Genomic DNA, 26028 nt, shown 5'->3' on the forward strand with positions numbered 1-26028 from the left:
GACGCCCTGCTGCCGGCATCGATCCGCAGTTGCGCCTGGGCGGCGACATCCGGCCGCGGATCATCGACACGTCGGTCATGCTACGGATCGTGCCGGCAGCACGAAAGCTGCCGGCATCAGGACTGGGTCGTGACGCGACGGCTCGTCCGTCACGATCTGCGTTCAGGTCACGCCTTCACATAAGACGTGCTCACGCGCGCGCCCTTGGGAATCTGCGTCACCATCACCGCGGCGATCACGGATGGAATCGCGAATACGTAGAAATTCCATTGATGGCCCAGACTCGACCCGACGACCCATCCGCCGATCATCGGCCCCAGCACCGAGCCGATCCGCCCCAGACCCTGCGCTGTCCCGATAGCCGAGCCACGGCACAAGGCGGGGAAGTACGCGGCGATGTAGCCATAACCGAGCGTCGTCGATCCGATCGAACCCAGTCCCGCGCCGAACACCGCAAGCATCAACCACGCGTAATCGGGTTTCTGGCTCATGACCAGCAATGACAGTGCGCAAATGACGAAGAACGAAATGAGTATCTTTCGGGAACCCAGTCGATCGGCGAGCCACGCGCCGACCACATTGCCGGCGACGGCGCCGAACTGCATCACCAGCAGAAAGTGCAACGACGATCCGAGCGGATAACCGGCCTTGCGCATCAGTGTGGGCAACCAGACGTTCATTCCATAGACGACGATCTGACCGCAGAAGCAGACGACTGCGAACAGCAGCACCGCGGATCGCCATTCGGTCGACATCACGAGCCTGAAGCCGCGCAGTTCTCCGGTGCTCGCATGAAGCTGACGCTGGCTTTCGTGATCGGCCAGCACCTGATCGAAGTCGAGCGAATAACGGGTGGCCAGTGCGCGCGCTTCGTCCATCCGGTTGCGATCGACAAGAAAATTCACCGACTCCGGCAGGAAGAAGTACATCACCGGCAAGGCGAAGATGTACAGCGAGCCGGCGCCATAAAGCACTCGCCAGCCATGACTTTGCAGCAGCGAAATGGCCAGCAACGCACAAATCACTCCGCCGATCGCATAACCCGAGAGCGCAAGCGCGTTGTAGAGCTGCCGGCGGTTTCTCGGCGCATACTCGACCGTCAGCGCCACCGACGACGGCACGACACTCCCGAGTCCGACACCGGTGAAAAAGCGGGCAATGCCCAACTGGGTCGGCGAATGCGCCAGCGCGCACAGTAGCGAACCGATCGAAAACCAGAACACGCCGGCCATGATCAGGTTGCGTCGCCCGATGCGATCGGACAGGGAGCCCGCGCCGAACAGGCCGAGCATCAACCCGGCCAGGGTCCAGCTTCCGATCATTCCGGCGCCCGCGGCAGTCAGGCCCCAGCCGGGTTCCGCAAAAAGCGCTGATACCGTTGCGCCATACACGATGAGATCGTAGCCGTCGACGGCGATTGTCAGAAAGCACAATGCGACCACGAATAGACCGCTGCGCTTCGAGAGGGAAGTGTCGTTCACGTTGTCTCCGTTTTTCATTCATGGACACCCGTTATAGGCCGGGCTTTTTTATGTTCGATGAAAATATAGGGATACGAAATTTTCAGGCCAAGTGACGGATTTCGAAGTGTCGATTCGACGAATCCGAATCGATGCCCGCATGTCCGGGAAAACCACACCCGCACGAGCACCGGATCAGCGCTGCCCGGAATACCGGCCACGCACGCGGATGCGCTCGACGTGCTCGCCCCTGCCGCGCGCTTCGCGGACACGCGCATCGCCGGAACGGGAATCAGCGGTCGGTCAACTGCGCAACGAACGCCCGCGTGGCCGCCGGCAGCGAATCGCCGCGCTTGGTGCCGATGCAAAGCCGGCGCAGCGCCCATGGCTCGTCCAGCGCGACGAGCGTCACTTTTTTGAATTCTTCGAGCGGCAGCATGCTCTCGGGATGGATCGTCACGCCCAGGCCGGCTTTGACCAGGCTTCGGGCCGCTTCGATCGTGTTGACCCGGTACTTCACGACCAGCTCGCGCCCCAGCGCGGATGCGGCGTTTTTCAGTTGCGTCATCATCGAAGTCGTCGGCGACAGGCCGATGATGTTCTCGTCGAGCAAGTCGCGCGTCGTCACGCTCGCGCGCTCCGCCAGGCGGTGCCCCTGCGATACGACGGCAACCAGGCGGTCGGTGCGGTATTCGATGATCTCGAGCGCCTCCCGGTCGATATCGTCGGTTGCATAGAACATGGCCACATCGGCCTTGCCGGTCACGACGGCACCGACCACGTTCGTATTCGCATCCTCTTGCAACTCGATGTCGACGAGCGGAAAGTCCCGCGTGAATTCGGCGATCTCGCGCGCCAGGAATTGAACGATGATCGTGCTGGTGGAGCTGATGCGGATATGCCCGCGCACGCCCTCCGTGAACTCGGCGACTTCCCGGCGCATCACGTCGAGATTCTCGAACAGCAAGCGCACGTGGCGGGCCAGCACTTCGCCGGCGGGGCTCGGCACCATGCCGCCCGGCAGCCGCTCGAACAGATCGATGCCGGCAACCTCCTCGAGATCCTGGATGCGTCTCGTGGCGGCCGACGGCGTGATGTTTTCCCTCACCGCTGCGCGACGCATCTGCTGCTCCTCCACGACGGTGAGAAACAACCGCAATGTGAACAGGTCGACGCGCCGCGTCAGATTGTGGAGACTGAGCCCCGTCATTCGACCTCCATGATCGTCCGGTTGGGCCCCATCGAGCGCCCGAGACCGAAAGACTATGTCGGAGGGGAGCCATCGTCAATCGGGGCGCGGGCGCCGTTTGACCGGAGCCGCTGACGCCATATCCGCCCGCCTCGCCGGGCCGCCGGAAAGCCCGGGCAAACCCCGACGGAATGCGCGCGCCCAAGCACGCTGAACCGACGCGGTTGCCCGGCGCCATGCCGCCGGGCTCAGATCACGCTCATGTCACGCAATCTCCCGATTTCGCCTTCGCTCATGCCAAGCCATTCGTGCAGCACATCCGCGTTGTGCTCGCCCAGGCTCGGCGGCGCTTTTGCGTCGGGCTCGGGCACATCCGACATCTTGACCGGGTTCCCGGCCACTTGGATGGGGCCCCACACCGGATCGTCGAGCGTCATGAGCATCTTGCGCGCGGCAACGTGCGGGCAGTCGAACAGGTCCGGCACATCGTTGACGTTCGAGCACGGCACCCCGCCCGCGCGCAGCGTCGCCAGCGCCGTTTCGCGCGTTCGATCGGCCAGCCACACATCGATCTCGACGTTCAGCGCGTCCAGATGCTGCTTGCGCAGCACGCCGTCGGCGAATCTCGGGTCGCTCGTCAGGTCGGGACGGCCGATCGTTTCCGCGAACCGCTTCCAGATGTGTTCGCCCAGCACCGCAATGACGATGTAGCCGTCCTTCGCACGATAGGTTCCGAACGGCGCGGTGACGGCATGCACACCGGGCGGCGATGTCCGTTTCGTCGCGGAATACATCGTGACCGAGATTTCGTTGAGAATCAGCGATGCGTCGTACATCGAGATATCGATTTTCTTGCCCTTGCCTGTCGTGTGGCGGTGCAGAAGCGCCAGCACGACGCCGTAGAGCGCCAGGATTCCACACTGGATATCGGCAAGCGAGAAGCCCAGATAGGTGGGGCGATCTCCGCTACGCTCGGGGCGATACATGAGTCCGCTCATGGCCTGCCCACGATATCGAACGCGGGGAAGTCGCCATACGGGCTGGGCAGGATGTCGTCGTGCCCGAACCCGGAAATGGCGCCGTAGATCAGGCGCGGATTGACCTTGCTCAGATCCGCGTAACCGAGCCCCAGCCGGTCCATGACATTGGGCCGCAGGTTCTCGATCACCACATCGGCCTGTGCCGCGAGCTCGAGGAAGATGCGTCGCCCCTCCTCATGCTTGAGATCGAGCGTGACGCTCTTCTTGTTCCGATTCGTCCGAAGAAACGCGAGCCCGTTCGGCTTGCCGTCGGCATCGGGTTTGACCGGGCTCGTGCTCCGTGCAAAATCGCCGCCCTCGCGCGTCTCGATCTTGACGACTTCCGCGCCTGCATCCGCCAGCCACATCGAAGCAAACGGCGCCGCGATGAAGTTCTCGACTGTCAGCACCCGTATACCGGCCAATGGTCGTTCGGCGCCGGGTTTCGTTCCGACGAGCGAATCGTGAAGTGCCGCCTCCATCCTGTCTCCTTTTTTAATGTCTCTTGATACTGTTTTCGTGTGCCGGCCGCCGCGGGTCCGATGGTGCAGCGCATCGATTTCGCGGTGTCTCGTGACCGGCAACGCTTCGTTTTGTGTGCGCTGCGAGAATCGCAGCGCATTGGATCTCATCCGATGGGTGAGCGATTCCGGATCGACCCCATCGCCTGATACGAACGATGCTAGGTGAGTCAGCCAGATCGTTCAAATGCGCATTCGCGAAGACGGCATTGCGGTTTCGCGAACCGGCATGTCGGGCCGCACGACGTCGGGATCGACGGTCCACCTGCTCGCGCGTCGGTCAACCGGATGTTCGCGCGTCACGCATCGACGTGCGTCGGCGTTCGGGTTCGAAAAAATGCAATGCCCCGTTCGAGAAACAGCACTCGAATTGATGCCTCCTTGTCCCTACCATTGCTCAAACCGACAGGCGGCGGGCCATTGAGTCAACCGGCTTTGATCTGGCCGCCAGCCTCGATCCGTCGGCGGCTACGCGCGATCGGCCATGCCGGGCGTACCCGACCTGACGACACGTTCGAACGCAATTCTCAATGTCTTGAAGGCGATTTTCGATGAGCAGTCTTGAAGGGAAAGTAGCGATCGTCACCGGCGGCACTGGCGGGATCGGCAGAGGTATCGCATTGCAACTCGCGGCTCGCGGCGCAACCGTCGTGATCAACGGACGAAGCGCAGCAAAAGCCGAGTCGGTCCTTGCCGAACTGCGGCAGGCCGGAGGCCAGGCCGATTTTCTGCCCGGCGACGTTCGAACGAAAGCCGATATGGACGCCCTCGCATCGGAAACCGCCCGCCGCTACGGCGGCATCGACATCGTCGTCGCCAATGCCGGCGGCAATGACGACGAGGCCCGGTCTCCCAGGGTGCGTGGTCCGTTTGCCGATATCGATCTGGCGCGCGTGGCGGCCGTCGTGGCCGAAAATACGACGGCCAAGCTCTTCCCGGTACAGGCCGCGGTGCCCTACCTGCGTGCCCGGGGCGGCGGCAGTGTGATTTTCGTGACGTCGGAAGGCGGCCGGGTGCCGACACCCGGTCAAACCGCCGTTTCGACGTTTGCCGGCGGATTGATCCGCGCGAGCAAGGTGATCGCCAAGGAACTCGCACGAGACAAGATCAGGGTCAACTGCGTGTGCGTGACGGTCGTGCGCGACAGCCCGTCGTGGGACGCCGTATTCGGCGCCGACAGCAAGGTTTCGGAGCAGCACCGCAAGCAATACGAGAAGGTGGTCGCCGGGTGCCCGCTCGGCGTTGCGGCACCGACCGATATCGGTCAGGTGGTCGCGTTCCTCGCATCCGCCGAGTCAGCGTATCTGACCGGTGCAACGCTCAGTCCGACAGGCGGATTGACCATTCACTGACCTGCGCCGCGCGTCGCGCCCGAGCTCGCCGCGCCGGTATCGGAACAGGGATGCCTTGCGCACGCGCGCTCACGCACACGCCGGTTCAAGTCTCAGCAGTTGGAGAATTTTCATGCGCGGCATGGTGTTTCAGGGAAATTGCAAGGTCGACGTTCTGAATTTCGACGACCCCGTTCCCGGATACGGAGAAGCAGTCATCGAAATGAAGGCGTCCGGCATGTGCGGAACCGACCTTCACTATTACCGCCACGGCATGGCGGAGTCGCTAAGCATGCTCGGCTTGCGGGACCGGATGGAATCCGCGCAGATCATCGGCGGCCACGAGCCGTGCGGCGTCGTGGCCGCGGTCGGCCCCGGCGTCGATCCCGGCACGTTTCGGGTGGGCGACCGGGTAATGGTGTTTCACTACGCCGGCTGCAGCTGCTGCGATCACTGCCGCACGGGCTGGACCCAACTGTGCGATCGCGGCGCACGCATCTACGGCGTACTCAGCCACGGCGGGCATGCGAACTACATGAAGGTACCGGTATCGTCACTGGTCCATCTGCCGCAGGAAGTGTCGTTCAAGGGCGGCGCGGCCATCGCGTGCGGCACCGGCACGGCATACGGCGCGTTGTTGCGCCTGGAGATCAGTGCGCGCGACACGCTTGCCGTCTATGGCCTGGGCCCGGTCGGGCTGTCCACGGCCCAACTCGCCGCCGCGATGGGTATCGAGGTGATCGGTATCGACATCAATCCGGATCGCGTCGAACGCGCGAAAGCCTTTGGCGTCACGCACGGCATCGATGCCAGCAAAGTCGACCCGGTCGAAGAGATCCACAAGCTGACCGGCGGAAAAGGCGTGTCCTGTGCGGTCGAATGTGCCGGCGGCGAATTGCCGCGCGCACAGGCCATTCGCAGCACGAAAACATGGGGGCGCGTCGTTCTCGTTGCGGTCGGCGGGAACCTGACCATCGACGCAATGAAGGATCTGATCGGCAAGCAAAGAACGCTGGTCGGCTCCTTTACCTTCTCCGAAGTCGGCATGAAGGATTGTGCTCACTTCATCGCCGACCACGGCGTCGAGGTAGACAAGCTCTTTACCGACGAGTGGAGTCTCGAGCAAGCCGGTGACGCCTACGCTCACTTCAATCAACAGACGAGTGGCAAGGGCGTCATCGTATTTTGACGGCACGCACACCTCCGTGCTGTCCGGAAATTGGAAAGTGCCGCCGATGGCGGCCATGGAGATTCAGATGACCAAGAGAACGATCGACCTCAAGCATCCTCGAGAGTTCTATATCGGTGGGCAATGGGTTCAACCGTCCACCGCCGACACGTTCGACGTGTTCGATTGCGCGACGGAAGAAGTCGTGGCGACCGTGGCAAAGGCCGCGTCCGCCGACATGCAGCGTGCCATCACGGCAGCGCGTGACGCCTTCGACAACGGCCCGTGGCCCCGGATGACGCCGCAGGAGCGCGCGGTTTATCTCGAGAAGTTCGCGCAACGGCTGGAAGCGCTGAACGACGATTTCGCGCGTATCTGGGCGATCGAGACCGGCATCGTCTATAAAGTCGCGCAGCCCCGTATCGGGCTGTTCATCAGCGGCGCATTTCGCCAGTACGCGGCAATGGCATCGACCTTTCCGTTCGTCGAAGAGCATCGGTCGGTCACCGGTAATCTCGGCTATCGCGTCTACGAGCCGGTCGGCGTCGTCGGCGAAATCATTCCGTGGAACGGCCCCGCCGGTCTGATGGCGTACAAGACCGCACCGGCGCTGCTCGCAGGCTGCACGCTGGTGATCAAATCGTCGCCCGAAGCGCCCTGCTCGGCCTACCTGTTCGCCGAGATCTGCGAAGAAATCGGCTTGCCGCCCGGCGTGATCAACGTCGTGACGGCCGATCGCGACGTATCCGAGGAGTTGGTTCGCGACCCTCGCGTCGACAAGATCACGTTCACGGGATCGACCGGTGCCGGCCGCCGGATCGCGTCCATCGCCGGCGATCGCGTCGCGCGCGTCACGCTCGAGCTGGGCGGAAAATCGCCCGCCGTCATTCTCGACGACTACGACATCGAAGCCGCGGCCAACGTGCTCGGCCCGTCCTATTTCGGCTACAACACCGGGCAGATCTGCCACAGCCTGACGCGCGTGATCGTTCCCCGTGCGAAGCACGATGCGATGGTCGAAGCGTTGTCGAACGCCGCGAAAAAGATCGTGCTCGGCGATCAGTTCGCGCCGGAAACCACCTCCGGCCCGCTCGCTAGCGCACGGCAGCGGGAAACCGTCGAGCGGTTCGTCGCCAAGGGCATCGCGGAAGGCGCAACGTTGGCAGCCGGCGGCAAACGGCCGGCCGGGCTGGAGCGCGGCTTCTTCTTCGAGCCGACGGTGTTCGGCAACGTGGACAATCGTTCGACGATCGCGCAGGAAGAAATCTTCGGCCCGGTGCTGAGCGTCATTCCCGCCGACGACGAAGCGAGCGCGATCGCGATGGCGAACGACACGCCGTTCGGCCTGAATGCCGCGGTCTTCACGAACGACAGCGCCCGTGCGCTGCACGTGGCACGGCAGATCCGCTCGGGTACGGTCGGCCACAATGGCCCGCGCACCGATTTCTCGATCGGCTTCGGCGGGTTCAAGCAGTCGGGCATCGGGCGTGAAGGCGGTGTCGAAGGGCTGGCCGCGTTCATGGAATCGAAAACCATCGTGATGGCTTGACGGTCCGATGCTTCCCGCGCGGTGCGCATATCGACGCGGGTAGCAGAACCGGTTGGTCGTGCGCTTCCTGATTCCGTGTAACGGATCGAGCGCGTTTTCCCCTGCCCACCCGTTCGACCCAATGAAGCGCCGACAGCACGTCGGCGTTTCATTTTCCCTCAACCTGTACGCATACGTTGACGTTCCAGACGGCGCCCGAACGCGCTGCGTGACTCCGTATGCCGGGGTGATTGGCCCCTTTCCCCTTTCGATCGATGCAAGCCATGAATCCGCAACTCGTCGCGATTCGCGAGGCCGCCCGGCAACTGTCCGTGACGCCGCGCACACTGAAGTATTACGAGGAGCTCGGCCTTGTGATTCCCGCCAGGAGCAACGGGAGGTACCGGCTCTACAGCGTTGCGGATCTGGACAGGTTCAGACGAATCCTGCGACTGCGATCCCTCGGGTTTTCGCTGCACGGCATCACCGAAATGCTCAAGCAGCCATTGGCGATCGAGGCCGACGGCCGCAGGCAGTATTCCGCCGAGTCGTTGCACGAGATTTCGTCGAGTCTCGCGGAACAGATAACGCGCCTGAATGCCAGGATCGTGCAGGTCCGACGTGAATTGACGGATGCGGAAACGCTCCGCAACGAGCTGAACGACGATCTCGAGTATTTGCGTCGGCGACTCGCCGGCACCCCCGCGGAAGTGCTCGAAGGCGAACGGCTTGCCGCTCGCGAGCGCCGTTCCGCGTCGACCGGTTCCGGAAACGGAGCATCGTGATCATGGCGTTCTCCCGTGCGCGGTCGCTTACGTTCCGTCATCTACGCAGCGACTTCTTTCCGTGGGCCGTCGCGTTGTCGGTCGGGCTCGACTACTTCGACAACACGGCATTCTCGTTTTTCAGCAGCTATGTGGCCGGCGGCATCAATGTACCGCCCGACGAGCTGGTATGGTCGTCGTCCGCCTACGCTGTCGCGTCGGTACTGGGCATTCTTCAACAGCAATGGCTGATCGAGCGGATCGGGTTCCGTCGCTACCTCAGCGGATGCCTGCTGATGTTCGCGATCGGTTCGCTGGCGGCATCCGTCAGCACTACGTCATTTCAACTGGCGATGGCACGAGGCTTTCAAGCCTATTTCATCGGCCCGATGCTCGGTACGTGCCGGATTCTCCTGCAGACCGGTTTCTCGCCGAAGAATCGCCCGCCCGCGACGCGCCTCTTCCTGACGATCATTCTGTTGGCGAGCGCCCTCGCGCCGCTGATCGGCGGGGTTCTCATTGCAAACTTTGGCTGGCATGCGCTGTTCCTCTGCACAACCGTCGCCGGACTCGCACTGTCAGTCTTTGCGTTCCTGGTCGTCCCGCATATCGGCAAGCGCCAGGCGGCGCTGCGCAGCGATACGCATCTCTGGCCTTATCTGATTTTCGCACTCGCGCTGGGGGCGCTGCAGATCGTCGCCCAGCAGATCCGCTTCGAGCTGTTCAGTACGTCTCCGGTGCTGTTGCTCCTGACCGTAACGGGTTTGCTCGCGCTCGGCTGGGTTGCCTGGCAACAATGGACCCACCCCAAACCGCTGATCCGGTTGAATACGCTGCGGGAAGGGCCGTTCCGGATCGCGATCCTCCTCTACGCGTTCTACTACTACATCACGAATGCGATCGGCTACCTGATTTCCCGACTGCTCGAAGGCGGGCTCGGGTATCCCGTGGAGAACGCGGGCCGAATCGTCGGCTTCACATCACTGTCGTCGATCGCGATGGCCTTCCTGTACTTCCGATACGCGAAGTTCGTCACACGCAAAAAACTGCTGATCGTTCCGGGATTCCTGATGGCCACGTTCATCGCCGTGTGGTTCATGAACCTTCCACCAGACGTGAGCGTTCCTTGGCTCCTGGCACCGTTGATCGTACGCGGCTTCCTGCTGATGTTCATCGCCCTGCCCAACGGAAACGTGGCGTTCCAGATCTTCCCGGATCACGAGTTTACGCACGGCTACCGGCTGAAGAATATCGTCAAGCAACTCGCCTATTCGCTTTCGACGGCGTCCATCATCATCCTGGATCAACACCGTCTCGCACTCCATCAAACCCGGTTGGCCGAGTTCGCGACCCCTTACAACCCGATCTTCGAGAACGCGCTGCAGTCGACGGCTCGCGCGTTCGTCGAACAGGGCATGAGTACCGCGCAGGCCCAAGGTGCTGCCCTCGGAGAATTTGCCCGAATGGCGGCACACCAAGCGAGCTTCATGAGCGTGCTGGATTGCTTCTATGTGATTGCGATCATCTCCGTGGCAGGTGCCATCATCGCGCTCGTTCAGAAGCAGATAAAGTGACGGCCCGGAGGCACGACGCGTTCTGTTGACCCTTGCCCCTAACCCAGAATCAGTCGCCATCGGAGGTGGGGATTTCCGGTTCGGCCCAGTGGCCGGGCAAGGCGGAATCCCTTGCCGGACGAGCGAACCCGGCAGGCGTCATCCAGTAATGTTTTCCTTGAAGACCGGGCTGATCGTCCCGAAGCTGGCGAACTTCAGACAGGTCGTCTTCCACGCGCCGGCGATCCTCGAGAACCGGAATGCATAGGTGCCGGAAAGCAGTTGCAGGACGCCGTCGTCCGTCTGCCGGTAATAGATCACGTCGGTGGCCGCCGTCGCACGATCGCCATCGATGCCGATCAGCGGATTGGTGATGTGATGATGGCACTTCGGCACCTCTCGCCAGACCTTGCGGACCAGTTGCCGGATACCGTCGATGCCGGCGGTCTGCCCGCGTGGCAGTTCGTAGACGCCGTCGTCCGCCCAGATGCTCATGAAGGTGGCTTCGTCGTGCTTGTCGATGCCGTGACAGTACTTCGACATCAACGTCCTGATCTCGTCGGTATCGATGATTCGCTGGAGCTTCTCCTCGCAGCCGGCATCGCGGGATGTCATTTCCATCGTCTCCTGATATGGGTTGATGCGTGTGCGGACGCACGCGTGGCATCGTTTCGGATGCACGCGTTTTCGTATCGCCGCGTGACGATCCCGATCGGGCACGGCGTCATGTTATTTTTTCGCGGGCCGCCGGACATTTCGCCGTCGTTCGCTTCTGTTGCGAGATCGTACGGAACTGACGCCTACGCCCGCCGGCGATACTGCGTCGGCGAACAGCACATGGTTCGCTTGAATGCGGTGCAGAACGCGCTTTCGGATTCGTAGCCGAGCGAGAACGCGATCGACGCAATGCTCTCGCGCCCGACGCGCAGGCGATCCGCCGCGATCAGCATCCGCCAGCGCGTGAGGTAGTGGATGGTGGTCGCGCCGACGAGGTGCTTGAAGCGCTGCGCGAAGACGGTCCGCGACAGCCCGGCGATGCGCGCCAGTTCCTCCAGCGTCCAGTGGCGTGCGGGTTCCGAATGGATGGCGCCGATGGCCGCGCTGATGCGCCGGTCGGACAGCGCCATGAACCATCCCTCCGGCGATGCCGCCAGGTGAAGGCGCAGCACCTGCACGAGCATCAGATGCAGCAGGTGGTTCGACACCAGCGCCCCGCCCGGCTGCGGGTCGCGCAGTTCGGGCGGTCAATTGATCGAGCGACCAGCGCAGGACCTCGGCCTGGCTGGATGCGCGCGGCACGTTGATGAGCGGCGGCAGCGCATCGAACGGCACTGCGGCATGGTCGCTGGAGAACGCAAAGAATCCGCTGATCAGCAGCACGTCGCCGCCGCCGTCGTGCACGGCGATACCGTCGCGGGCGACCGCATCCATGATGGACGTCGAATCCTGCGGCTCGAGCGCCAGATCGGTGGTCAACACGATGCTGCGCCGGCTGTTCAGCAGGAAGCAATCGCCTTGCTCGAAGCGGACCGGCTGCTGAACGCCTTCGATCACGCCCCAGCATCCGCCCTGCAATACCGCGGCGAACTTGATCCCCTCGTATTCCGGAAACGCGAACGACCACTCGCCCGCCGCGTCGAGCCCTGCATAGAATTGACTGCGCGGCTTCAGCAGCGAAAGCACATCCGAAAGCGAATCCATAGGCAATCTATCCGTGAACGATGACCGGCGCACCGTCCATCGGACCACGGCGGACCCGTATCGTCTGTCTCCTGGTCGCAAAGCCCGTCCCGGCCGTTGCGACGTCGTATCTGTTCGCGCGTCCGCTGCCGGTAATCGCATGCTGCCCGACGGCCGCCGCGACACGGCGATCGCAAGCGGCACGGGTATCACGGCGGCCGGACGCAATGTGGGCCAGCGTGATTCCGGCACGCAGGCAAGTCAATTCGCACGGCGACACCATTCCGTACTTCGAAATTACGGGCACGGGAAATGGAAATGCGGAGCCTGCCCGGCTTCATTGCATCTGGCTGCAGAGGTTCAGATACCAAAGCAGCAGTTCCCGGTGGCTGCCGATCGACAAGCGTTCATACAGGCGCTTTCGATACGTGACGACGGTCTCCGCGCCGATGCCGAGATCGGCCGCGATCCCCGACGTCGGCAGGCCGTACAGATAGCGCGCGCAAACCTCGGATTCGCGCGCGGTCAGCCGCTCGCCGGACAGCGCGATCTGCCGCTCGATCTCGGCCAGGTCGGTCAGCAGGCTCGGCAGCCGGCGCGCCCGCATCGCAAGATCGTAATGCCTGGCGACGATCGACAGGATCGTCGCCGCGCGATCGGCCAGCGCATCCACGTGACGCGTTTCGAACGGGCCGTATTGTTCCGGGCGCGTGATGCCGAGCACCAGCGGATCGCCATCGACGCGGCCGCCCATCAGCACCCGGTCGCGGATGTTCAATTGCCCGTAAAGCGTCTGGCGCAAGCGCGGCGGCGCCGACAGCTTGAAGTCCGTCTTCAGCAGCGTGCAGGCATCGCCCCCGCTCGTGCCGAGTTCGTTGATCTCGTCGTCGAACTGCCACCATTGGCCGCCGAGATAGGTATTGCGCACGTGCTCGGCACGATCGGAACCGTCGCAGCCGATCGATACGAACTCGACCGGGCGTGCATCGACGATCCGGAAAATGAACGCGAGCTCGGCGCCGCACAGCGCGCGCAGCGTTGTGCCGACCCGCTCGGGAAACGCCGCGCTCCCGATCGCGCCGATAAGGCCGTCGAGCGGATTGGTCGATCCGATTGCCGCACCGGACAAGCTCGCCTCCGTCTGCCCCAACAGGGTGGATTCATCGAATGCCGGTGCCGGCCCGGGCGTGACGCCGGGACCGGAAACCGAACCGATCAAATGTTAGGTAGTCGGAACGACGTTTGATAGCTGGTGTTTTCCTGTACATCGTCCGCGCATGGCCGGATCGCCGAACCGGCGCATCCGGCCATGCGCACGCGAACGTGTCGCGTTCGAACGCCGTCAGCGCGCCGCGCGCAGGCGTTGCGTGCCGGCTTCGTCGATCCGCAGCCCTTCCGGGTCCCGACGCGGATCGCCCGCCACCACGACGCCATAGTCGCGCGCCGCGCCCGCGATGCTGACGTACTCGTCGCGCACGTCGGCCAGCACCCTGGCCGGATCGCGCGCGAACGCGTCGCCCCACCCGCCGCCGCCATTCGTGATGTAGCGCGATATCGCACCCGGCTCGGTCCGCCACACCGGCTGGCTCCCGTAGTAGTGATAGCGGCCCTGCTGCGGGTCGAGCACCTTGCTCTGCGGATCGAGCACGCCCGCGACCGGCGTGCTGGCCGCATAGACGTCCGGGCCGGTGCCGAGCAGCGCGTCCGGGCGGCCGTCCGCACGGTGGGCGGGCGGGAAGAACCAGACGCCGCCGCACGGCCCGGCGCTGCCGCCGTTCGCGCCGACACCGCTCGGCTCGCGCGTGCGGAATGGCGAGCTGTGGTGATCGGCCGCCGTCAGCCACAGCGCGTCCTTCAGGTGCGCGGCGCCGCCGCGATGCGCGCCCGCGCCGCCGCCGTCGATCGCGTGCTCCTTGCGCAGCAGCACGACCGGCGAATCGGCCTCGATCGATTCCGTCGCCGGGTCGAGGTTGTTGAGCGTCAGCAGCACGGTGTAGCTGTCGCCGTCCGCTTCCTTGGTCGCGCCCCACGGGCCATGCTCGCCGCCGCACTGGCAGACATTGGCCCACGGTGTGCCGGCACGGGTCACGCCATACGCGTTGTGCGTGCTGGTCGAGCCGTAGTCGCCCGCCACCGCGTTCTCGCCGAGCACCGGGTTGAGCGCGTTGAGAATCGCCGCGACCAGCGCGCCGCTGCTCTCCCAGAACATCATGATCGCGCCGTCGGGCGGCAACGACGTCAGCAGCGTGCCGGCCGGCGCGGCCAGGTCGATGTCGCGCCAGGTGCCGGAGGTGAACGGGGCCTCCGGATCGAGCAGCAGCGTCAGCGCGACGCCGAGCGCCGTCTTCGCATCGAGAATGCCGCAGTTGATCGACGAACGCGCCTGCGCCGAGGTGCCCGACAGGTCGGCCTCGATCCGGTGGCCACGCTTGCGCAGCGTGATGTTGACGCGATAGTCGACGCTGGCGTCGACGCCATCCGCATCGATCAGCGCGGAGCCGGTGTAGTCGCCGTCGGGAATCCGCCCGATCGCATCGCGCATGCGCTCGGCCGATACGTCGCACGCGTAGGCCAGGCTGCCCAAATACGCGTCGAGGCCGTAGCGCGCGATGTTTTCGCGCACCAGCCGCTCGCCCAGTTCCAGCTGGTGCGCGATGCTGTGGAAGTCGGGCAGCAGCAGGCCGCCGAAGCGCGAATTGTCGAAGATCAGGCTGAACGTCGAGCGCACCGGCTTGCCCTTCGACCACAGCAGCATCGGCGGGATCACGAGGCCGTTCTCGTAGACGTTGCGCTTGGTTGCCGAGAAGCCGCCCGGCACGACGCCGCCGATGTCGAGCTGGTGCGCGCGCATGTTGACGAACGACACCAGCCGGCCGTCGACGAACACCGGGCGGATGAAGCAGACGTCGTTGACGTGCGTGCCGACGCGGTACGGGTCGTTGCAGATCAGCACGTCGCCGGGTTCGAGGTTGTGCGGCCCGTATTCCTGCACCGCGTTGCGCACCGCGTCGCCCATCGTGCCGAGGAACACGACTAGGCTGTTGCTGACCACCGGCATCGGGTAGTCCATCTCCGGCGGCCCGCTCAGGGTGCACGCGAAGTCGTACCAGTCGCGGATGATCGGCGAGAACGCTTCGCGCATGAAGCCGGTCGACATGTGCTCGACCGCGTAGCGCAGGCGGTTGATCAGCACGGACGCCGTGAAGCGCTCGCACGCGTACCGCTCCAGGAATTGCGCGTCGGACAGCGTGCGGATGCGCGCATGGGTGTCGCCGGCGCGCGGTGCGGCGGCGATATCGGTCAGGAGATTCATGGTGCGCTCATTCCTTGTTGCGGATCAGCATTTCGCCGAAGCGGCCCACCGTCGCGGTCTGGCGCGCGCCGATGTGCGTGGTCGACAAGCCTTCATTGACGACGGCCGGGCCGTCGATCACGTCGCCGCGACGCAGCGCATCGCGGTGATAGACGGCCGCGTCCTGGCGCCCTTCGCCGCTCGCGTCGGACAGGTCGCCGAGGTAGCGCAGCGTCGTGCGGCCCGCCGGGCGCAGCGGTTCGGCGCCGCGCGCCGGCAGCTCCGGATAGGCGACCTTCGGCGTCTCGAGCACGGCGCGCACGCGGAACGTCACGCCCTGCACCGGGAAAGCTTCGAAGCGGTTGCCCGAGCGCGTCTCGTAGCTGTGGTGGAACGCGGCGATCATGGTGTCGATCGCGGCCGCGTCGATCGTGCCGTTCGGCGCGGGCACGAACGGCGTCTCCCAGCTCTGGCCGGCCAGGCGCGCGTCGAAGCTGCGCTCGAAGGTGACGCGTGCGCCCGCATCGAGCCCTTCGCGCAGCTGCGCTTCCATCGTTGCGTAGAGCGCGTCGACCTGCGGCGCGAGTTCCGCCGAGAGGATCGCGTAGTGACTGCGGCTCGCGGTGAACACCTGGTCGGCCGACAGCAACCCGAGCGCCGAGAACAAACCGGGATTCGGCGGCACGATCACCTGCTTGCACTTGAGCGTGTCGAGCACGCCCGGCAACAGCATCGGCCCGGCCGCGCCGTACGCCATCAGGCTGTAATCGCGCGGATCGATGCCGTTCTTGATCGCGACGTTGAGCAGCCCTTCGGCGATGTTGTGGATCGCGATCTCGTACGCGTAGCGCACGCGCTGGGCCAGCGTGAATCCCGTGTCGAGATGCTCGAAAGCCTGCCGCGACAGCGCGCGGTCGAGCTTGATCGCGCCGTTCGCGAAGCCGTGCTCGTCGATCACGCCGATCATCAGGAAGGTGTCGGTAGTGGTCGGCTGCGTGCCGCCGCGACCGTAGCAGGCCGGCCCCGGCGTCGAGCCGGCGCTCGCCGGCCCGACCTGGATCTCGCCGGCCGGCCCGATCGCGACGATGCTGCCACCGCCCGCCCCGATCGCCGTGACGTCGATCGCGAGTGCGTTCACCACCATGTCGTGCTCGAGCTCGAACGACGTGTTGACGAACGGCGCGCCGCCCGTGACCACGCTGATGTCGAGCGACGTGCCGCCGACGTCGGCGCACAGCAGGTTCGGCTCGCCGATCATCGCGCCGAAGTGCGCGCTGCCGATCGCGCCCGCCGACGGGCCGGAAAACACGATGCGGTACGGCTGCTCCATCGCGCGCCGCACCGGCACGAGCGTCGCCGCGCAGTCCGCGAAGTTCAGCTCGCCGCCGAAGCCCGCCGCCTTCAGGCCGTTCTCGAGTCGCTCGGTGTAGTCCGCGTAGATGATCTTCATGAAGGTGTCGATCACGGTCGTCGACGCACGCGGGTACTCGCGCGCGAGCGGCGAAACCTCGCTCGAGATCGAACAGGCGACGTCGCCCAGCACGTCCCGCACGAGCGCCTTCAGACGGACTTCATGGGCGGGATTCAGGTACGAATTGAGCAGGCAGATCGACACGCCGGTCACGCCGCAACGCTTGAGCACTTCAAGCTCTTCGCGCGCCTGCGCTTCGTCGAGCGGGAACAGCACCGAGCCGTCGGCGAGCATCCGCTCGCGGATGCCGCGGCGCAGGTAGCGCGGCACCAGCGGGCGCGTCGCATCGCCAAAGCTGCGGCGCCACCTCGGATCGAGGATCGCCGATGCGGGACGCCAGACGCGGCCCATGTCGAGAATGTCGCGATGGCCTTCGGTGGTCAGGAATCCGATCTTCGGCAGCCGGCGCGTGATGACGGCGTTCAGGCCGTGCGTGCTGGCGTGGTTGAACGCCGTGGCGTCGGCGACGTTCAATTCGCGCGCGCCGGCGAGAATCGGTTTCGTCACGTCGTCATAGTCCGTCGAGATCTTCGCGGTCTCGATTCGACCGTCTCGCAGCGAGACCACGTCGGTAAACGTACCGCCTACATCGATAGCAATCATCCGGTCTCTCTCCTACAGGGTGTCCGACAACAGGCGCAGCACGGGCCCGAGCCGGGACGCCGGCTCGCGCCGGATGGAATGCAGGCACGCCTGGCATTTGACGACATCGAACCAGCCGCCCTCCGAATGCACCGGATAGCGCGCGAGCATCGTCGCGTCGCACGCGGGACAGGCACCGTCCACGGGCGTGCGTTCCAGGTGCAGCGCCTGGCTTGTCACGGTCGTTGAAGTCATGGGGTCCTCGCCGGATGGCCGGCGGCCACGGCTCGATGCCGGGGCCGGCACGACACGCTGAATGTCATGGACATGTCTCCTGTCTGTTGTGATCGTTCTCGTCGCGTTCGCCTGTGCGAACCGACGAGACCGATGATAGGAAGCGCGTGCGCCGCCGCCCATCACCTTCCAGGGGGGCAAAGCGCCCGCATTGTTAAGCGGGACTTACATGTGTAGTAGCCGGGCGGTGCTTGTCGATCGCCGGTGCGGTTCCTACCATGGGACCTGACAGCACGTGCATCGCCGATCGAGCGACCGCCGGCTGTCCGCGCCGCCCGCCCGGGCATACCAATGGGCCTCGTCGACTGCGCGAACCCAGCCTCGCCGCGCGACGCGCCGTCATACGCCGATCAAGCCGTATCCGTACTCGCGCCGTTATCCCGGCGAGCGTTGAAGAAGCCTTTGCGAGGGCGCGCACCGCGCCGTCACCCCCGTCACACTGGAGCAGTTCATGAGCACGAACCCGATCAAGACCGTCACCTACCCGAACCTTGGCTGGGACACGGCCGCCGACCTCTACTTCCCGCCGGGTTTCGACGAAGGCAAGCAGTATCCGGCCATCGTCAGCACGCACCCGATCGGCAGCTGCAAGGAGCAGACCGCCGGCAACATCTACGCGAAGGGGCTGGCCGAGGCAGGCTTCGTCGTGCTGGTGCACGACGCGAGCTTCCAGGGCGCGAGCGGCGGCCTGCCGCGCTTCATCGAAGATCCGTCGATCCGCGTGTCGGACATCCGCTTCGCGGTCGACTACCTGCAGTCGCTGCCGTATGTCGACGCGGGCCGTATCGGCGCGATCGGCGTCTGCGGCGGCGGCGCCTATACCGTGCATGCCGGCATCACCGATCACCGCATCAAGGCGCTGGTGTCGATCACCGGCGTGAACTACGGCCGACTGATCCGTGAAGGCTTCGCCAACTTCAAGCCGGTCGGGTTCCTCGAGAACATGGCCGCGATGCGTACCGCGGAAGCACAGGGCGGAGAGCGCCACGTCGCCAACCTGCTGCCCGAGTCCGTGGAAGCGGGCAAGCAGGCCGGCATCACCGACATCGACGTGCTCGAAGCCACCGAGTACTACAAGACCGCGCGCGGGCAGCAGCCGAACGGCGCCACCAGCCAGCTGATGTCGTTCAGCAGCGCGGCGATGGGCTGGGACGCGTTCCTGCACGCCGAAGTGCTACTGACCCAGCCGCTGCTGGTGGTGATCGGCGACAAGCCGGGCGGCTTCGGCGCGTATCGCGACGGCTGGGAGATCTACGATCGCGCGGCATCGAAGGACAAGCGGATCGTCGTGGCCGAAGGCTGGTCGCACTACGACCTGTACGACAAATCCGAACCGGTCGGCATCGCGATGAAGCAGGTCGTGCCGTTCTTCAAGGAAACCCTCTAAGGCCTGTTCACGCCAATAACTGGCTTGCGCGGGCCCCAGGCGTCACGGCCAGCCGCGACGCCACTCACCGGACGGGCGTGGCACACGCCCGTTTTCTTTTGACCAGACGAAACCCTCTCCCATGAAATCACTGCTTTCCGGAAAGACCGCCATCATCACCGGCGCCAGCAAGGGCATCGGCCTCGCGACGGCGCAACTGTTCGCGCAGGAAGGCGCCAACGTCGTGCTGACCGCGCGCAAGCAGGCCGACCTGGACGCGGCCGTGAACGGCATCGTCGCGGCGGGCGGCAAGGCCATCGGCGTGCTGGCCGACTCGGCCGACCCGAGCGCGCCGAAGACGGTCTTCGCGCAGGCCATCGAAGCCTTCGGCCAGGTCGACATCCTGGTCAACAACGCCGGTTATGGCGACATGGTTTCCATCGAGGAGTGCTCGGACGAGCACTTCGACCAGGTCGTGCAGGTCAACTACGCGGGCGTGTTCCGCTTCTGCCGCGAGGCGATCCAGCACTATCTGCCGCGCAACGAAGGGGTGATCGTGAACGTCACGTCGATCAACGGCTCGTTGCCGGTCGGCGGCGTGGCCTACACGTCGACCAAGGGCGCGGTGAACACGATGACGACCAATATCGCGGTGCGCTTCTCGGGCACCGGCATCCGCTGCAACGCGGTGGCACCCGGCAATACGGACACGCCGATGGCCCAGGCCTGGGCGGCGGGCGAACTGCCGGGCGGCACGACGATGGTGGAGTACGCGGGCAAGTACGCGAACCAGGAACTGCCCTTCACCCAGCCGGACGACCAGGCCAACGCGATCCTCTATTTCGCCAGCGACCTGAGCCGGGCCGTGACCGGCCGCGTGCTGGTGGTCGACAACGGCGCCTATATCGGCGCATGACGGGCTCGGCCGGCGTGCCGGGAGATCGGGCGCGCCGCGTGCGCGCCGGCCCGCATGCTGGCCGACCTATCGCAATCATCGTAAAAGGAGTCATCTCGTGAAGCACGTTCTCATTCTGGGCGCCAACGGCCAGATCGCCCGCTGGGTGATCGACGCACTCGCGGCCGACAGGAACATCAGTCAGACCTTGCTCGTGCGCAACCCCAAAAATCTCGGCGATACGCCGGCGAACGCGCGGGTCGTGACCGGCGACGTGCTCGACCGCGCGCTGCTGCTGAACACGGTGAAAGGGCAGGACATCGTCTACGCGAACCTGGCCGGCGCGAACCTCGACACGCAGGCGGCGAGCGTGATCGCGGCGATGCAGGCGGCAGGCGTCAAGCGCCTCGTCTTCGTGCTGTCGCTCGGCATCTACGACGAAGTGCCCGGCAAGTTCGGCGACTGGAACAACGCGATCATCGGCGAAGACCTCAAGCCCTACCGCCGCTCGGCCGAGGCGATCGAGGCATCCGGCCTGCAATACACGATCCTGCGCCCGGCCTGGCTGACGGACGAAGATGAAATCGACTACGAACTCACGGGCAGGAACGAACCGTTCAAGGGCACCGTGGTGTCGCGCAGGAGCGTGGGCGACCTGATCGTGCGGATCGTCGCGTCGCCCGAATTGCACGTGGGCGAGAACCTCGGCGTCAACCAGCCCGGCAGCGACGGCGACAAGCCCTACTTCATGTAAGAGGTGACACGGATGATGTTGCAGGACCTGAACGGCAAGGTCGCCGTGATTACCGGCGCGTCGAGCGGCATCGGCGAAGCGGCCGCGCGCCTGCTCGTTGCCGAAGGCATGAAGGTCGTCCTGACCGCGCGCCGGAAGGAACGGATCGACACGCTCGCCGCCGAGCTGGGCGATGCGGCGCTGGCGGTGGCGGCGGACGTCTCCGACGCCGCCCAGGTCGCCGCGCTGTTCGACACCGTGCGCACGCATTTCGGCGGGCTCGATCTGTTGTTCAACAACGCGGGCATGGGCATCGCCGGCGCGTTCGAACACAGCTGGCCCGATGAATGGCGTACGCAAATCGACGCGAACCTGTACGGCATGCTGCATTGCACGCACGCGGCCATTCCGTTGATGAAGGGTCGCGCGGGCGCGATGATTTCCACCGTGTCCAGCGTCGGCGGCAAGACGGGGGCACCGAACTGGGCCGTGTACTGCGCGACCAAGTTCGCGGTCGGCGGCTTTTGCGAAGGCTTGCGGCAGGAACTGGCCGGTGACGGCATCCGTGTGTCGCTGATCTACCCCGGCGCCGTGCATACCGAATGGGGGCACAACGTCCCGGCCGAAGCGATGCGCGCGCGCCGCGACGCGATCGGCGCATTGCTGCCCGACGACGTCGCCCGCGCGTTGATGTACAGCTTCGCGCAACCGCCGGGTGTGCTCGTCAATGAGCTCGAGATTCGCCCTAGCCTGCAGCTCACGCTGTAGGCGCCGCGGCCGCGCCGTGACCGATGCCGCCGCCGGATTGCCCCGCCGGCGGCATCGCTGCGTCAGGCGGCCGAACGCGCGTCGCGCTGCACCGGGAACCAGCCGTTCGTCGCGTCGATGACGCTCCACAGCTTGTCGGGAATCCCGAGCTGCGGTACGTCGACCGGATTCAACTGCGTGCTGATCGCAGTGGCGTCGCCGCGCAGCGCATGCTCGACCCAGCCGGGGTTCATCACGAGCCCCTTGCCCACCGCCACCACCGACACGCCCAGCGCAAGCGCGGCTTCCGCCTGGGCCGGCGTCCTGATCGTGCCGGCCGCCATCAGCGGCACGCGGCCCTGCACGATGTCGGCGACGCGCTCGATCGTGCGGCGCTCGTCGCTCGCATCGAGCGGCTTCGCATTCAGCAGGTCCGTCAGCGACACGTGGATGTAGTCGATGCCCGCCACGATCAGGCGATCGATCAGCGTCAGCGTATCGCCGATGCGCAGCCCGTCCGCATCGGGTTCTTCCGGCGAAATCCGGTAACCGAGCACGAACGGACGATCCGCATGCAGCGCGATCACGCGCTTGAGTTCGGCAACCAGTGCAAGCGGGAAACGCATCCGGTTCTCGAGCGAGCCGCCCCATGCATCGGTGCGCTGATTGAAGCGCGGCGAGAAGAAATTCTGGATCAGGAAACCGTGTGCGCCGTGCAGCTCGACGCCGTCGAAACCGGCTTCGATCGCGCGTCGCGTGGTTTCGCCGAATGCGCGGATCATCTCGCCGATTTCGTCGTGGGTCAGCGCGCGGCTCTCGAGTTCGCCGCTGTTGAACGGCCCGGGCGGCGCCTTCATCGCGCTCGCGCTGACGAGCACGCCATCCGGCACCAGCGCCGGCACGGCCTTGTTGCCCGCGTGAAAGATCTGAAGGATCGCGGGCGCCCCGCCGCTTTTCGCGGCGTCCGCCAGCTTGCGCAGGCTCGGCACGTAACGATCGTCGTGCGCGGCGAATTCGTCGGTGAAGCCGATGCCGCTTTCCGTTACGTGCGTGCAGCCGGTGAGCACCGCTCCGACGCCGTTCGCGCGGCGGCGGTAATACGCGAGTTCCTGATCGGACACGGTGCCGTCCGGATTCGACGACCAGGTGGTCATCGGCGCCATCAGCACGCGGTTGCGGAACGTGACGCCGTTCGGGAACGTAAGTGGCTGGAACAGCGTTGCAAAGGGTTGAGTCATGGTGTTTCCTGGTTGGCCGCCGCAGCGAGATGCGCTCGCCGCGCGGCATGATGTGGAACGTGCGGCTTGACGCCGCAATGGCATGGCGCTCGCCTCGCCGGCAGCGGTTTCGCGGAACGCGACCCGGGCCGGTGGTCCGGCGGACCCTCCTATCGTATGGCTCGATTGACATTACTCAAGCGCGCAAAACTGACATCAGTCGTATGTCAGCCTTAACAATCGCCCCGCCGGGCCACGCATCGCGGCGAAGCGGTTCCCCCTGCATCTGTAAAGACAGGCTTAACACTGAAGTCTTTTTTAGCCCATATATCCGCATCAATTTCTTGACTACCATGCATCACATCACCTCACCTCGTTGCCACCTACCACCGGAGTTAGCGTCATGCAGAAAGTCAACTTCAAGAACCTGAACGGCCAGGGCGTTACGATTGCCGCCGTGATCCATGTTCCCGCCGGTTTCGATTCGAACGCCAAGTACCCGGCCGTCGTCGTCGCACATCCGGGCGGCGGCGTAAAGGAACAGACGGCCGGTCTGTACGCGAAGAAACTCGCCGAAAACGGTCTCGTCGCGATCGCGTTCGATGCGTCGTATCAAGGCGAAAGCACCGGCGAGCCGCGCCAGCTCGAAAATCCGTATATCCGCACGGAAGACGTCAGCGCGGTGGTCGACTACCTGACCACGCTGCCGTACGTCGACGCGGACCGGATCGGCGCGATGGGGATCTGCGCGGGCGGCGGCTACGCGGCCAACGCGGCCATCAACGACCGCCGCATCAAGGCGCTCGGCACGGTCAGCGCGGTCAACATCGGTTCGATGTTCCGCAATGGCTGGGAAAACAACGTGAAGGATGCCGATGCGATCCCGTACATCGCACACGGTTCGCAGGCGCGCACCAGCGACGCGTCGGGCGCACAACTGGCCACGCTGCCGCTCGCGCCGATGCGCAAGGAAGATGCGCCGAACAAGGAACTGGAAGAAGCATGGGAGTACTACCATACGCCGCGCTGCGAACACCCGAATGCGCCCGGCTTCATGACCGCCCGCAGCCTCAACCAGATCATCACGTACGACGCGTATAACAAGGCCGAAGCGTTCCTCACGCAGCCGCTGCAGATCGTGGCCGGCAGCGTCGCGGGCAGCAAGTGGATGAGCGACGACCTGTTCGCCCGCGCGGCCAGCGCCGACAAGCGCTTCCACGTGGTCGAAGGCGCGAACCACATGTCGCTGTACGACGTCCCGCAATACGTCGACGAAGCGGTTTCCGTGCTTGCGCCGTTCTTCCAGAACACGCTGTAACGCGGCACGCGGCCGGTGCGCGCAACCGCGCACCGCGCTGACCGGACGGACAACGAACGGATCGCCTGCTTTCCCGAGGCGATCCGTTCGCACATCCAAATCACCCTGACGCCAACCTAACTACTGTTAGTATGTCGGCATGACTCACCATGCGCAGGCAACCAGGGGTATGGCCAAACGATCCAAGTCGAATTCCGTCGGCACGTGCGAGACGCGTGAATCGCTGATCCGTTTTGCCGCCCGCACGTTCGGCACGCAAGGCTATTCGGCCACGACGATGCGCAACATCGCCGATCAGGCCGGCATCGAGGCCGCGAGCATCTACTACCACTTTTCGTCGAAGGAAGAGCTGGTCGAGGCGGTGATGGAGCAAGGCGCCCAACACATCGTCCATCACCTGAACGAGCAGCTGGACGCGCTCGGCCCCGGCGCCACGGCCGAACAACGGTTCCGGGCGGCGGTACTCGGGCAGATGCGCGGCCTCGTCATGCACGGCGATTTCGCGGTCGCGCACGGCAGGCTGCTCGGCCAGTTGCCCGACACGATTCGCGAACGGCAGGTCGTGCGGCGCGAACATCACCAGACGCTCTGGAACGGGCTGCTGGAAGCCCTGCGTGTGGAAGGCAGGCTCCGCGAGGACGTGGACATCCACCTCGCGCGCATCCATATCCTGGGCAGCATCAATTCGATCCAGTCGTGGTTCAACCCGCAAAAAGGCTCGCTGGAGCGGATCGCCGGTCAACTTTGCACCATGTTCTTCTCCGGCGTGGGGCCGTCGTCGCGTTGATTCCCGCGCCCTTCCCCGCCACGCGCAACCGCCGTGCGTCGCCTTCGAACCCGAAGCCGGCGTGCGAGCCGATGCGTCGCGGCAACCACGTCTCGGTATAAACCCCAATGACGGTCTCGGCGTTTGCGCATCAAACTAACTACCAGTTGTTAGGTAATGCCTAACGCACGTATCAGGTGCCCCCCCATCAACAGGCCGAGACAGTCATGACCACGCAGATGAAACCGATCCGTTCCTTCCTTTTCGTTCCGGGCAACAAGCCGACCTGGATCGAGAAATCCATTCAGTCCGGCGCCGATGCGCTGATCCTCGACCTCGAGGACAGCGTGCCGCCGGCCCAGAAAGTCGAAGCGCGCGAGATCGTCCGCTCGAAGCTGGCGTGGCTGGCCGAACAGAAGCAGCGCGTCTGGGTGCGCATCAACCGCAGCGCGCACCTGTACGACTTCGACGACATCCTGGCGATCGTGAACCCGGTGGTCGAGGGCATCGTGATTTCCAAGCCCTGCGGGCCGGAAGACATCCACACCGTGTCGTCGATGCTGGCCGAAGCCGAGTACCGCGCCGGCGTCGAAGTCGGTCACACCAAGGTGATTCCGCTGCTGGAAACCGCCCGCTCGCTGCAACTCGCGTATGAAATCGCGCAGCACGACCGGGTGCCCGCGATCGTGGGCGCGACGGCCAAGAACGCCGACGTGGCACGCGCACTGAAGACCGTCTGGTCGCTCGAAGGCCGCGAAACCCAGTTCCTGAAGTCGCGCATCGTGATGGCCGCGCGCGCCGCCGGCAAGCTGCCGATCGGCGGCGTGTGGCAGCAGGTGCATGACCTCGACGGGCTCAAGGTCTCGTCGGCGAACGACCGCCAGCTCGGCATGAGCGGCGAGCTGGTGCTGCATCCGTCGAACGTCGAGATCGTCAACCGCACCTACAGCCCGACCGAAGAAGAAGTCGCGTTCTACCAGGGCATGATCGACGCGCTCGACAAGGCCCAGGCGGAAGGCCGCGCGTCGTGCATCTATGACGGCGAGCACATCGACATCGCCCACGCGAAAACGGCACGCGAAATCATCGCGCTCGCGCAGTCGTTCAACCGCTGATTCCCCACCCGAATACGTC

21 protein-coding genes and 2 pseudogenes are annotated in these 26028 nt (G+C 64.9%); 12 read left to right on the forward strand and 11 right to left on the reverse strand.

Features of this window, described 5'->3' with window-relative positions:
• Positions 1-167 precede the first annotated feature (167 nt).
• The 3 genes and pseudogenes from BBJ41_RS37825 to BBJ41_RS42180 form a co-directional block, all read right to left on the reverse strand.
• Positions 168-1481, reverse strand: coding sequence for an MFS transporter (locus BBJ41_RS37825; protein ID WP_069751529.1), 1314 nt, complete (start codon positions 1479-1481; stop codon positions 168-170).
• A gap of 271 nt (positions 1482-1752) precedes the next feature.
• Positions 1753-2670, reverse strand: coding sequence for a LysR family transcriptional regulator (locus BBJ41_RS37830; RefSeq protein ID WP_069751344.1), 918 nt, complete (start codon positions 2668-2670; stop codon positions 1753-1755).
• 227 nt (positions 2671-2897) lie between these two features.
• Positions 2898-4300 (reverse strand): annotated as a pseudogene (locus BBJ41_RS42180) (CaiB/BaiF CoA transferase family protein).
• A gap of 440 nt (positions 4301-4740) precedes the next feature.
• On the opposite strand from BBJ41_RS42180, the gene BBJ41_RS37840 reads away from it, so the two are divergent.
• The 5 genes from BBJ41_RS37840 (at position 4741) to BBJ41_RS37860 (ending at position 10554) form a co-directional block, all read left to right on the forward strand.
• Positions 4741-5541, forward strand: coding sequence for an SDR family NAD(P)-dependent oxidoreductase (locus tag BBJ41_RS37840; RefSeq protein ID WP_069751345.1), 801 nt, complete (start codon positions 4741-4743; stop codon positions 5539-5541).
• Between the two features lie 112 nt (positions 5542-5653).
• On the forward strand, positions 5654-6709 hold the full coding sequence (locus BBJ41_RS37845; RefSeq protein WP_069751346.1) for a zinc-dependent alcohol dehydrogenase family protein: 1056 nt from the start codon (positions 5654-5656) through the stop codon (positions 6707-6709).
• A 67-nt stretch (positions 6710-6776) separates the two neighbouring features.
• Entirely contained in the window at positions 6777-8237 is a 1461-nt protein-coding gene (locus tag BBJ41_RS37850) for an aldehyde dehydrogenase (RefSeq protein WP_083282178.1), read from the forward strand.
• Positions 8238-8491: 254 nt separating this feature from the next.
• The gene (locus BBJ41_RS37855) at positions 8492-9001 is read left to right on the forward strand and encodes a MerR family transcriptional regulator (RefSeq protein ID WP_069751348.1); all 510 of its coding nucleotides are present in this window, start codon (positions 8492-8494) and stop codon (positions 8999-9001) included.
• A 2-nt stretch (positions 9002-9003) separates the two neighbouring features.
• Positions 9004-10554 carry an MFS transporter gene (locus BBJ41_RS37860; protein ID WP_069751349.1) on the forward strand — a complete coding sequence of 517 codons (1551 nt, stop codon included), beginning with the start codon at positions 9004-9006 and terminating at the stop codon, positions 10552-10554.
• 138 nt (positions 10555-10692) lie between these two features.
• Here BBJ41_RS37860 and BBJ41_RS37865 read toward each other — a convergent pair whose 3' ends face one another.
• The 7 genes and pseudogenes from BBJ41_RS37865 to BBJ41_RS37890 all read right to left on the reverse strand — a co-directional run bounded on the left by BBJ41_RS37865 (position 10693) and on the right by BBJ41_RS37890 (position 17813).
• Entirely contained in the window at positions 10693-11148 is a 456-nt protein-coding gene (locus tag BBJ41_RS37865) for a nuclear transport factor 2 family protein (protein ID WP_069751530.1), read from the reverse strand.
• 185 nt (positions 11149-11333) lie between these two features.
• Positions 11334-11738, reverse strand: coding sequence for a helix-turn-helix transcriptional regulator (locus tag BBJ41_RS41845; protein WP_236872185.1), 405 nt, complete (start codon positions 11736-11738; stop codon positions 11334-11336).
• Positions 11739-11799: 61 nt separating this feature from the next.
• Positions 11800-12375, reverse strand: a pseudogene (locus BBJ41_RS41850) (cupin domain-containing protein); the annotation flags it as partial.
• Positions 12376-12550: 175 nt separating this feature from the next.
• Positions 12551-13342, reverse strand: a complete 792-nt coding sequence (locus BBJ41_RS37875) for a helix-turn-helix transcriptional regulator (RefSeq protein WP_156815016.1) — start codon at positions 13340-13342, stop codon at positions 12551-12553.
• A gap of 213 nt (positions 13343-13555) precedes the next feature.
• On the reverse strand, positions 13556-15526 hold the full coding sequence (locus BBJ41_RS37880) for a hydantoinase B/oxoprolinase family protein (RefSeq protein ID WP_069751351.1): 1971 nt from the start codon (positions 15524-15526) through the stop codon (positions 13556-13558).
• A 7-nt stretch (positions 15527-15533) separates the two neighbouring features.
• Positions 15534-17579: a hydantoinase/oxoprolinase family protein gene (locus BBJ41_RS37885; RefSeq protein WP_069751352.1), complete on the reverse strand. Its 2046-nt coding sequence runs from the start codon at positions 17577-17579 to the stop codon at positions 15534-15536.
• 12 nt (positions 17580-17591) lie between these two features.
• Entirely contained in the window at positions 17592-17813 is a 222-nt protein-coding gene (locus tag BBJ41_RS37890) for a hypothetical protein (RefSeq protein ID WP_048027079.1), read from the reverse strand.
• 490 nt (positions 17814-18303) lie between these two features.
• Between BBJ41_RS37890 and BBJ41_RS37895 the strand changes: the two genes are divergently transcribed.
• From BBJ41_RS37895 to BBJ41_RS37910, 4 genes are all read left to right on the forward strand, one after another.
• The gene (locus tag BBJ41_RS37895) at positions 18304-19239 is read left to right on the forward strand and encodes an alpha/beta hydrolase (protein ID WP_069751353.1); all 936 of its coding nucleotides are present in this window, start codon (positions 18304-18306) and stop codon (positions 19237-19239) included.
• 121 nt (positions 19240-19360) lie between these two features.
• Positions 19361-20134 (forward strand): SDR family NAD(P)-dependent oxidoreductase, encoded by a 774-nt coding sequence (locus BBJ41_RS37900; protein ID WP_069751354.1) that lies wholly within the window; start codon positions 19361-19363, stop codon positions 20132-20134.
• A gap of 97 nt (positions 20135-20231) precedes the next feature.
• Positions 20232-20867 (forward strand): SDR family oxidoreductase, encoded by a 636-nt coding sequence (locus tag BBJ41_RS37905; RefSeq protein ID WP_069751355.1) that lies wholly within the window; start codon positions 20232-20234, stop codon positions 20865-20867.
• 12 nt (positions 20868-20879) lie between these two features.
• Complete coding sequence (locus BBJ41_RS37910; RefSeq protein WP_069751356.1) at positions 20880-21614, forward strand: SDR family oxidoreductase; 735 nt, start codon at positions 20880-20882, stop codon at positions 21612-21614.
• A gap of 62 nt (positions 21615-21676) precedes the next feature.
• Here BBJ41_RS37910 and BBJ41_RS37915 read toward each other — a convergent pair whose 3' ends face one another.
• On the reverse strand, positions 21677-22831 hold the full coding sequence (locus tag BBJ41_RS37915; RefSeq protein ID WP_069751357.1) for an NADH-dependent flavin oxidoreductase: 1155 nt from the start codon (positions 22829-22831) through the stop codon (positions 21677-21679).
• 382 nt (positions 22832-23213) lie between these two features.
• Between BBJ41_RS37915 and BBJ41_RS37920 the strand changes: the two genes are divergently transcribed.
• The 3 genes from BBJ41_RS37920 to BBJ41_RS37930 all read left to right on the forward strand — a co-directional run bounded on the left by BBJ41_RS37920 (position 23214) and on the right by BBJ41_RS37930 (position 26009).
• On the forward strand, positions 23214-24128 hold the full coding sequence (locus BBJ41_RS37920) for an alpha/beta hydrolase (protein WP_069751358.1): 915 nt from the start codon (positions 23214-23216) through the stop codon (positions 24126-24128).
• Between the two features lie 169 nt (positions 24129-24297).
• Positions 24298-24915, forward strand: coding sequence for a TetR/AcrR family transcriptional regulator (locus BBJ41_RS37925; protein WP_069751359.1), 618 nt, complete (start codon positions 24298-24300; stop codon positions 24913-24915).
• 206 nt (positions 24916-25121) lie between these two features.
• Complete coding sequence (locus tag BBJ41_RS37930; protein ID WP_069751360.1) at positions 25122-26009, forward strand: HpcH/HpaI aldolase/citrate lyase family protein; 888 nt, start codon at positions 25122-25124, stop codon at positions 26007-26009.
• Positions 26010-26028 lie beyond the last annotated feature (19 nt).

It is taken from the genome of Burkholderia stabilis, from assembly GCF_001742165.1.
In the GTDB taxonomy this organism is placed as follows: Bacteria; Pseudomonadota; Gammaproteobacteria; order Burkholderiales; family Burkholderiaceae; genus Burkholderia; species Burkholderia stabilis.

Coding starts and splice junctions, on each gene's coding strand:
- BBJ41_RS37920 (WP_069751358.1), top strand. CDS start 23,214: ATGCAGAAAGTCAACTTCAAGAACCTGAACGGCCAGGGCGTTACGATT.
- BBJ41_RS37830 (WP_069751344.1), bottom strand. CDS start 2,670: ATGACGGGGCTCAGTCTCCACAATCTGACGCGGCGCGTCGACCTGTTC.
- BBJ41_RS37900 (WP_069751354.1), top strand. CDS start 19,361: ATGAAATCACTGCTTTCCGGAAAGACCGCCATCATCACCGGCGCCAGC.
- BBJ41_RS37855 (WP_069751348.1), top strand. CDS start 8,492: ATGCAAGCCATGAATCCGCAACTCGTCGCGATTCGCGAGGCCGCCCGG.
- BBJ41_RS37865 (WP_069751530.1), bottom strand. CDS start 11,148: ATGACATCCCGCGATGCCGGCTGCGAGGAGAAGCTCCAGCGAATCATC.
- BBJ41_RS37915 (WP_069751357.1), bottom strand. CDS start 22,831: ATGACTCAACCCTTTGCAACGCTGTTCCAGCCACTTACGTTCCCGAAC.
- BBJ41_RS37930 (WP_069751360.1), top strand. CDS start 25,122: ATGACCACGCAGATGAAACCGATCCGTTCCTTCCTTTTCGTTCCGGGC.
- BBJ41_RS37860 (WP_069751349.1), top strand. CDS start 9,004: ATGGCGTTCTCCCGTGCGCGGTCGCTTACGTTCCGTCATCTACGCAGC.
- BBJ41_RS37850 (WP_083282178.1), top strand. CDS start 6,777: ATGACCAAGAGAACGATCGACCTCAAGCATCCTCGAGAGTTCTATATC.
- BBJ41_RS37910 (WP_069751356.1), top strand. CDS start 20,880: ATGATGTTGCAGGACCTGAACGGCAAGGTCGCCGTGATTACCGGCGCG.
- BBJ41_RS37925 (WP_069751359.1), top strand. CDS start 24,298: ATGGCCAAACGATCCAAGTCGAATTCCGTCGGCACGTGCGAGACGCGT.
- BBJ41_RS37890 (WP_048027079.1), bottom strand. CDS start 17,813: ATGACTTCAACGACCGTGACAAGCCAGGCGCTGCACCTGGAACGCACG.
- BBJ41_RS37885 (WP_069751352.1), bottom strand. CDS start 17,579: ATGATTGCTATCGATGTAGGCGGTACGTTTACCGACGTGGTCTCGCTG.
- BBJ41_RS37895 (WP_069751353.1), top strand. CDS start 18,304: ATGAGCACGAACCCGATCAAGACCGTCACCTACCCGAACCTTGGCTGG.
- BBJ41_RS37840 (WP_069751345.1), top strand. CDS start 4,741: ATGAGCAGTCTTGAAGGGAAAGTAGCGATCGTCACCGGCGGCACTGGC.
- BBJ41_RS37880 (WP_069751351.1), bottom strand. CDS start 15,526: ATGAATCTCCTGACCGATATCGCCGCCGCACCGCGCGCCGGCGACACC.
- BBJ41_RS37845 (WP_069751346.1), top strand. CDS start 5,654: ATGCGCGGCATGGTGTTTCAGGGAAATTGCAAGGTCGACGTTCTGAAT.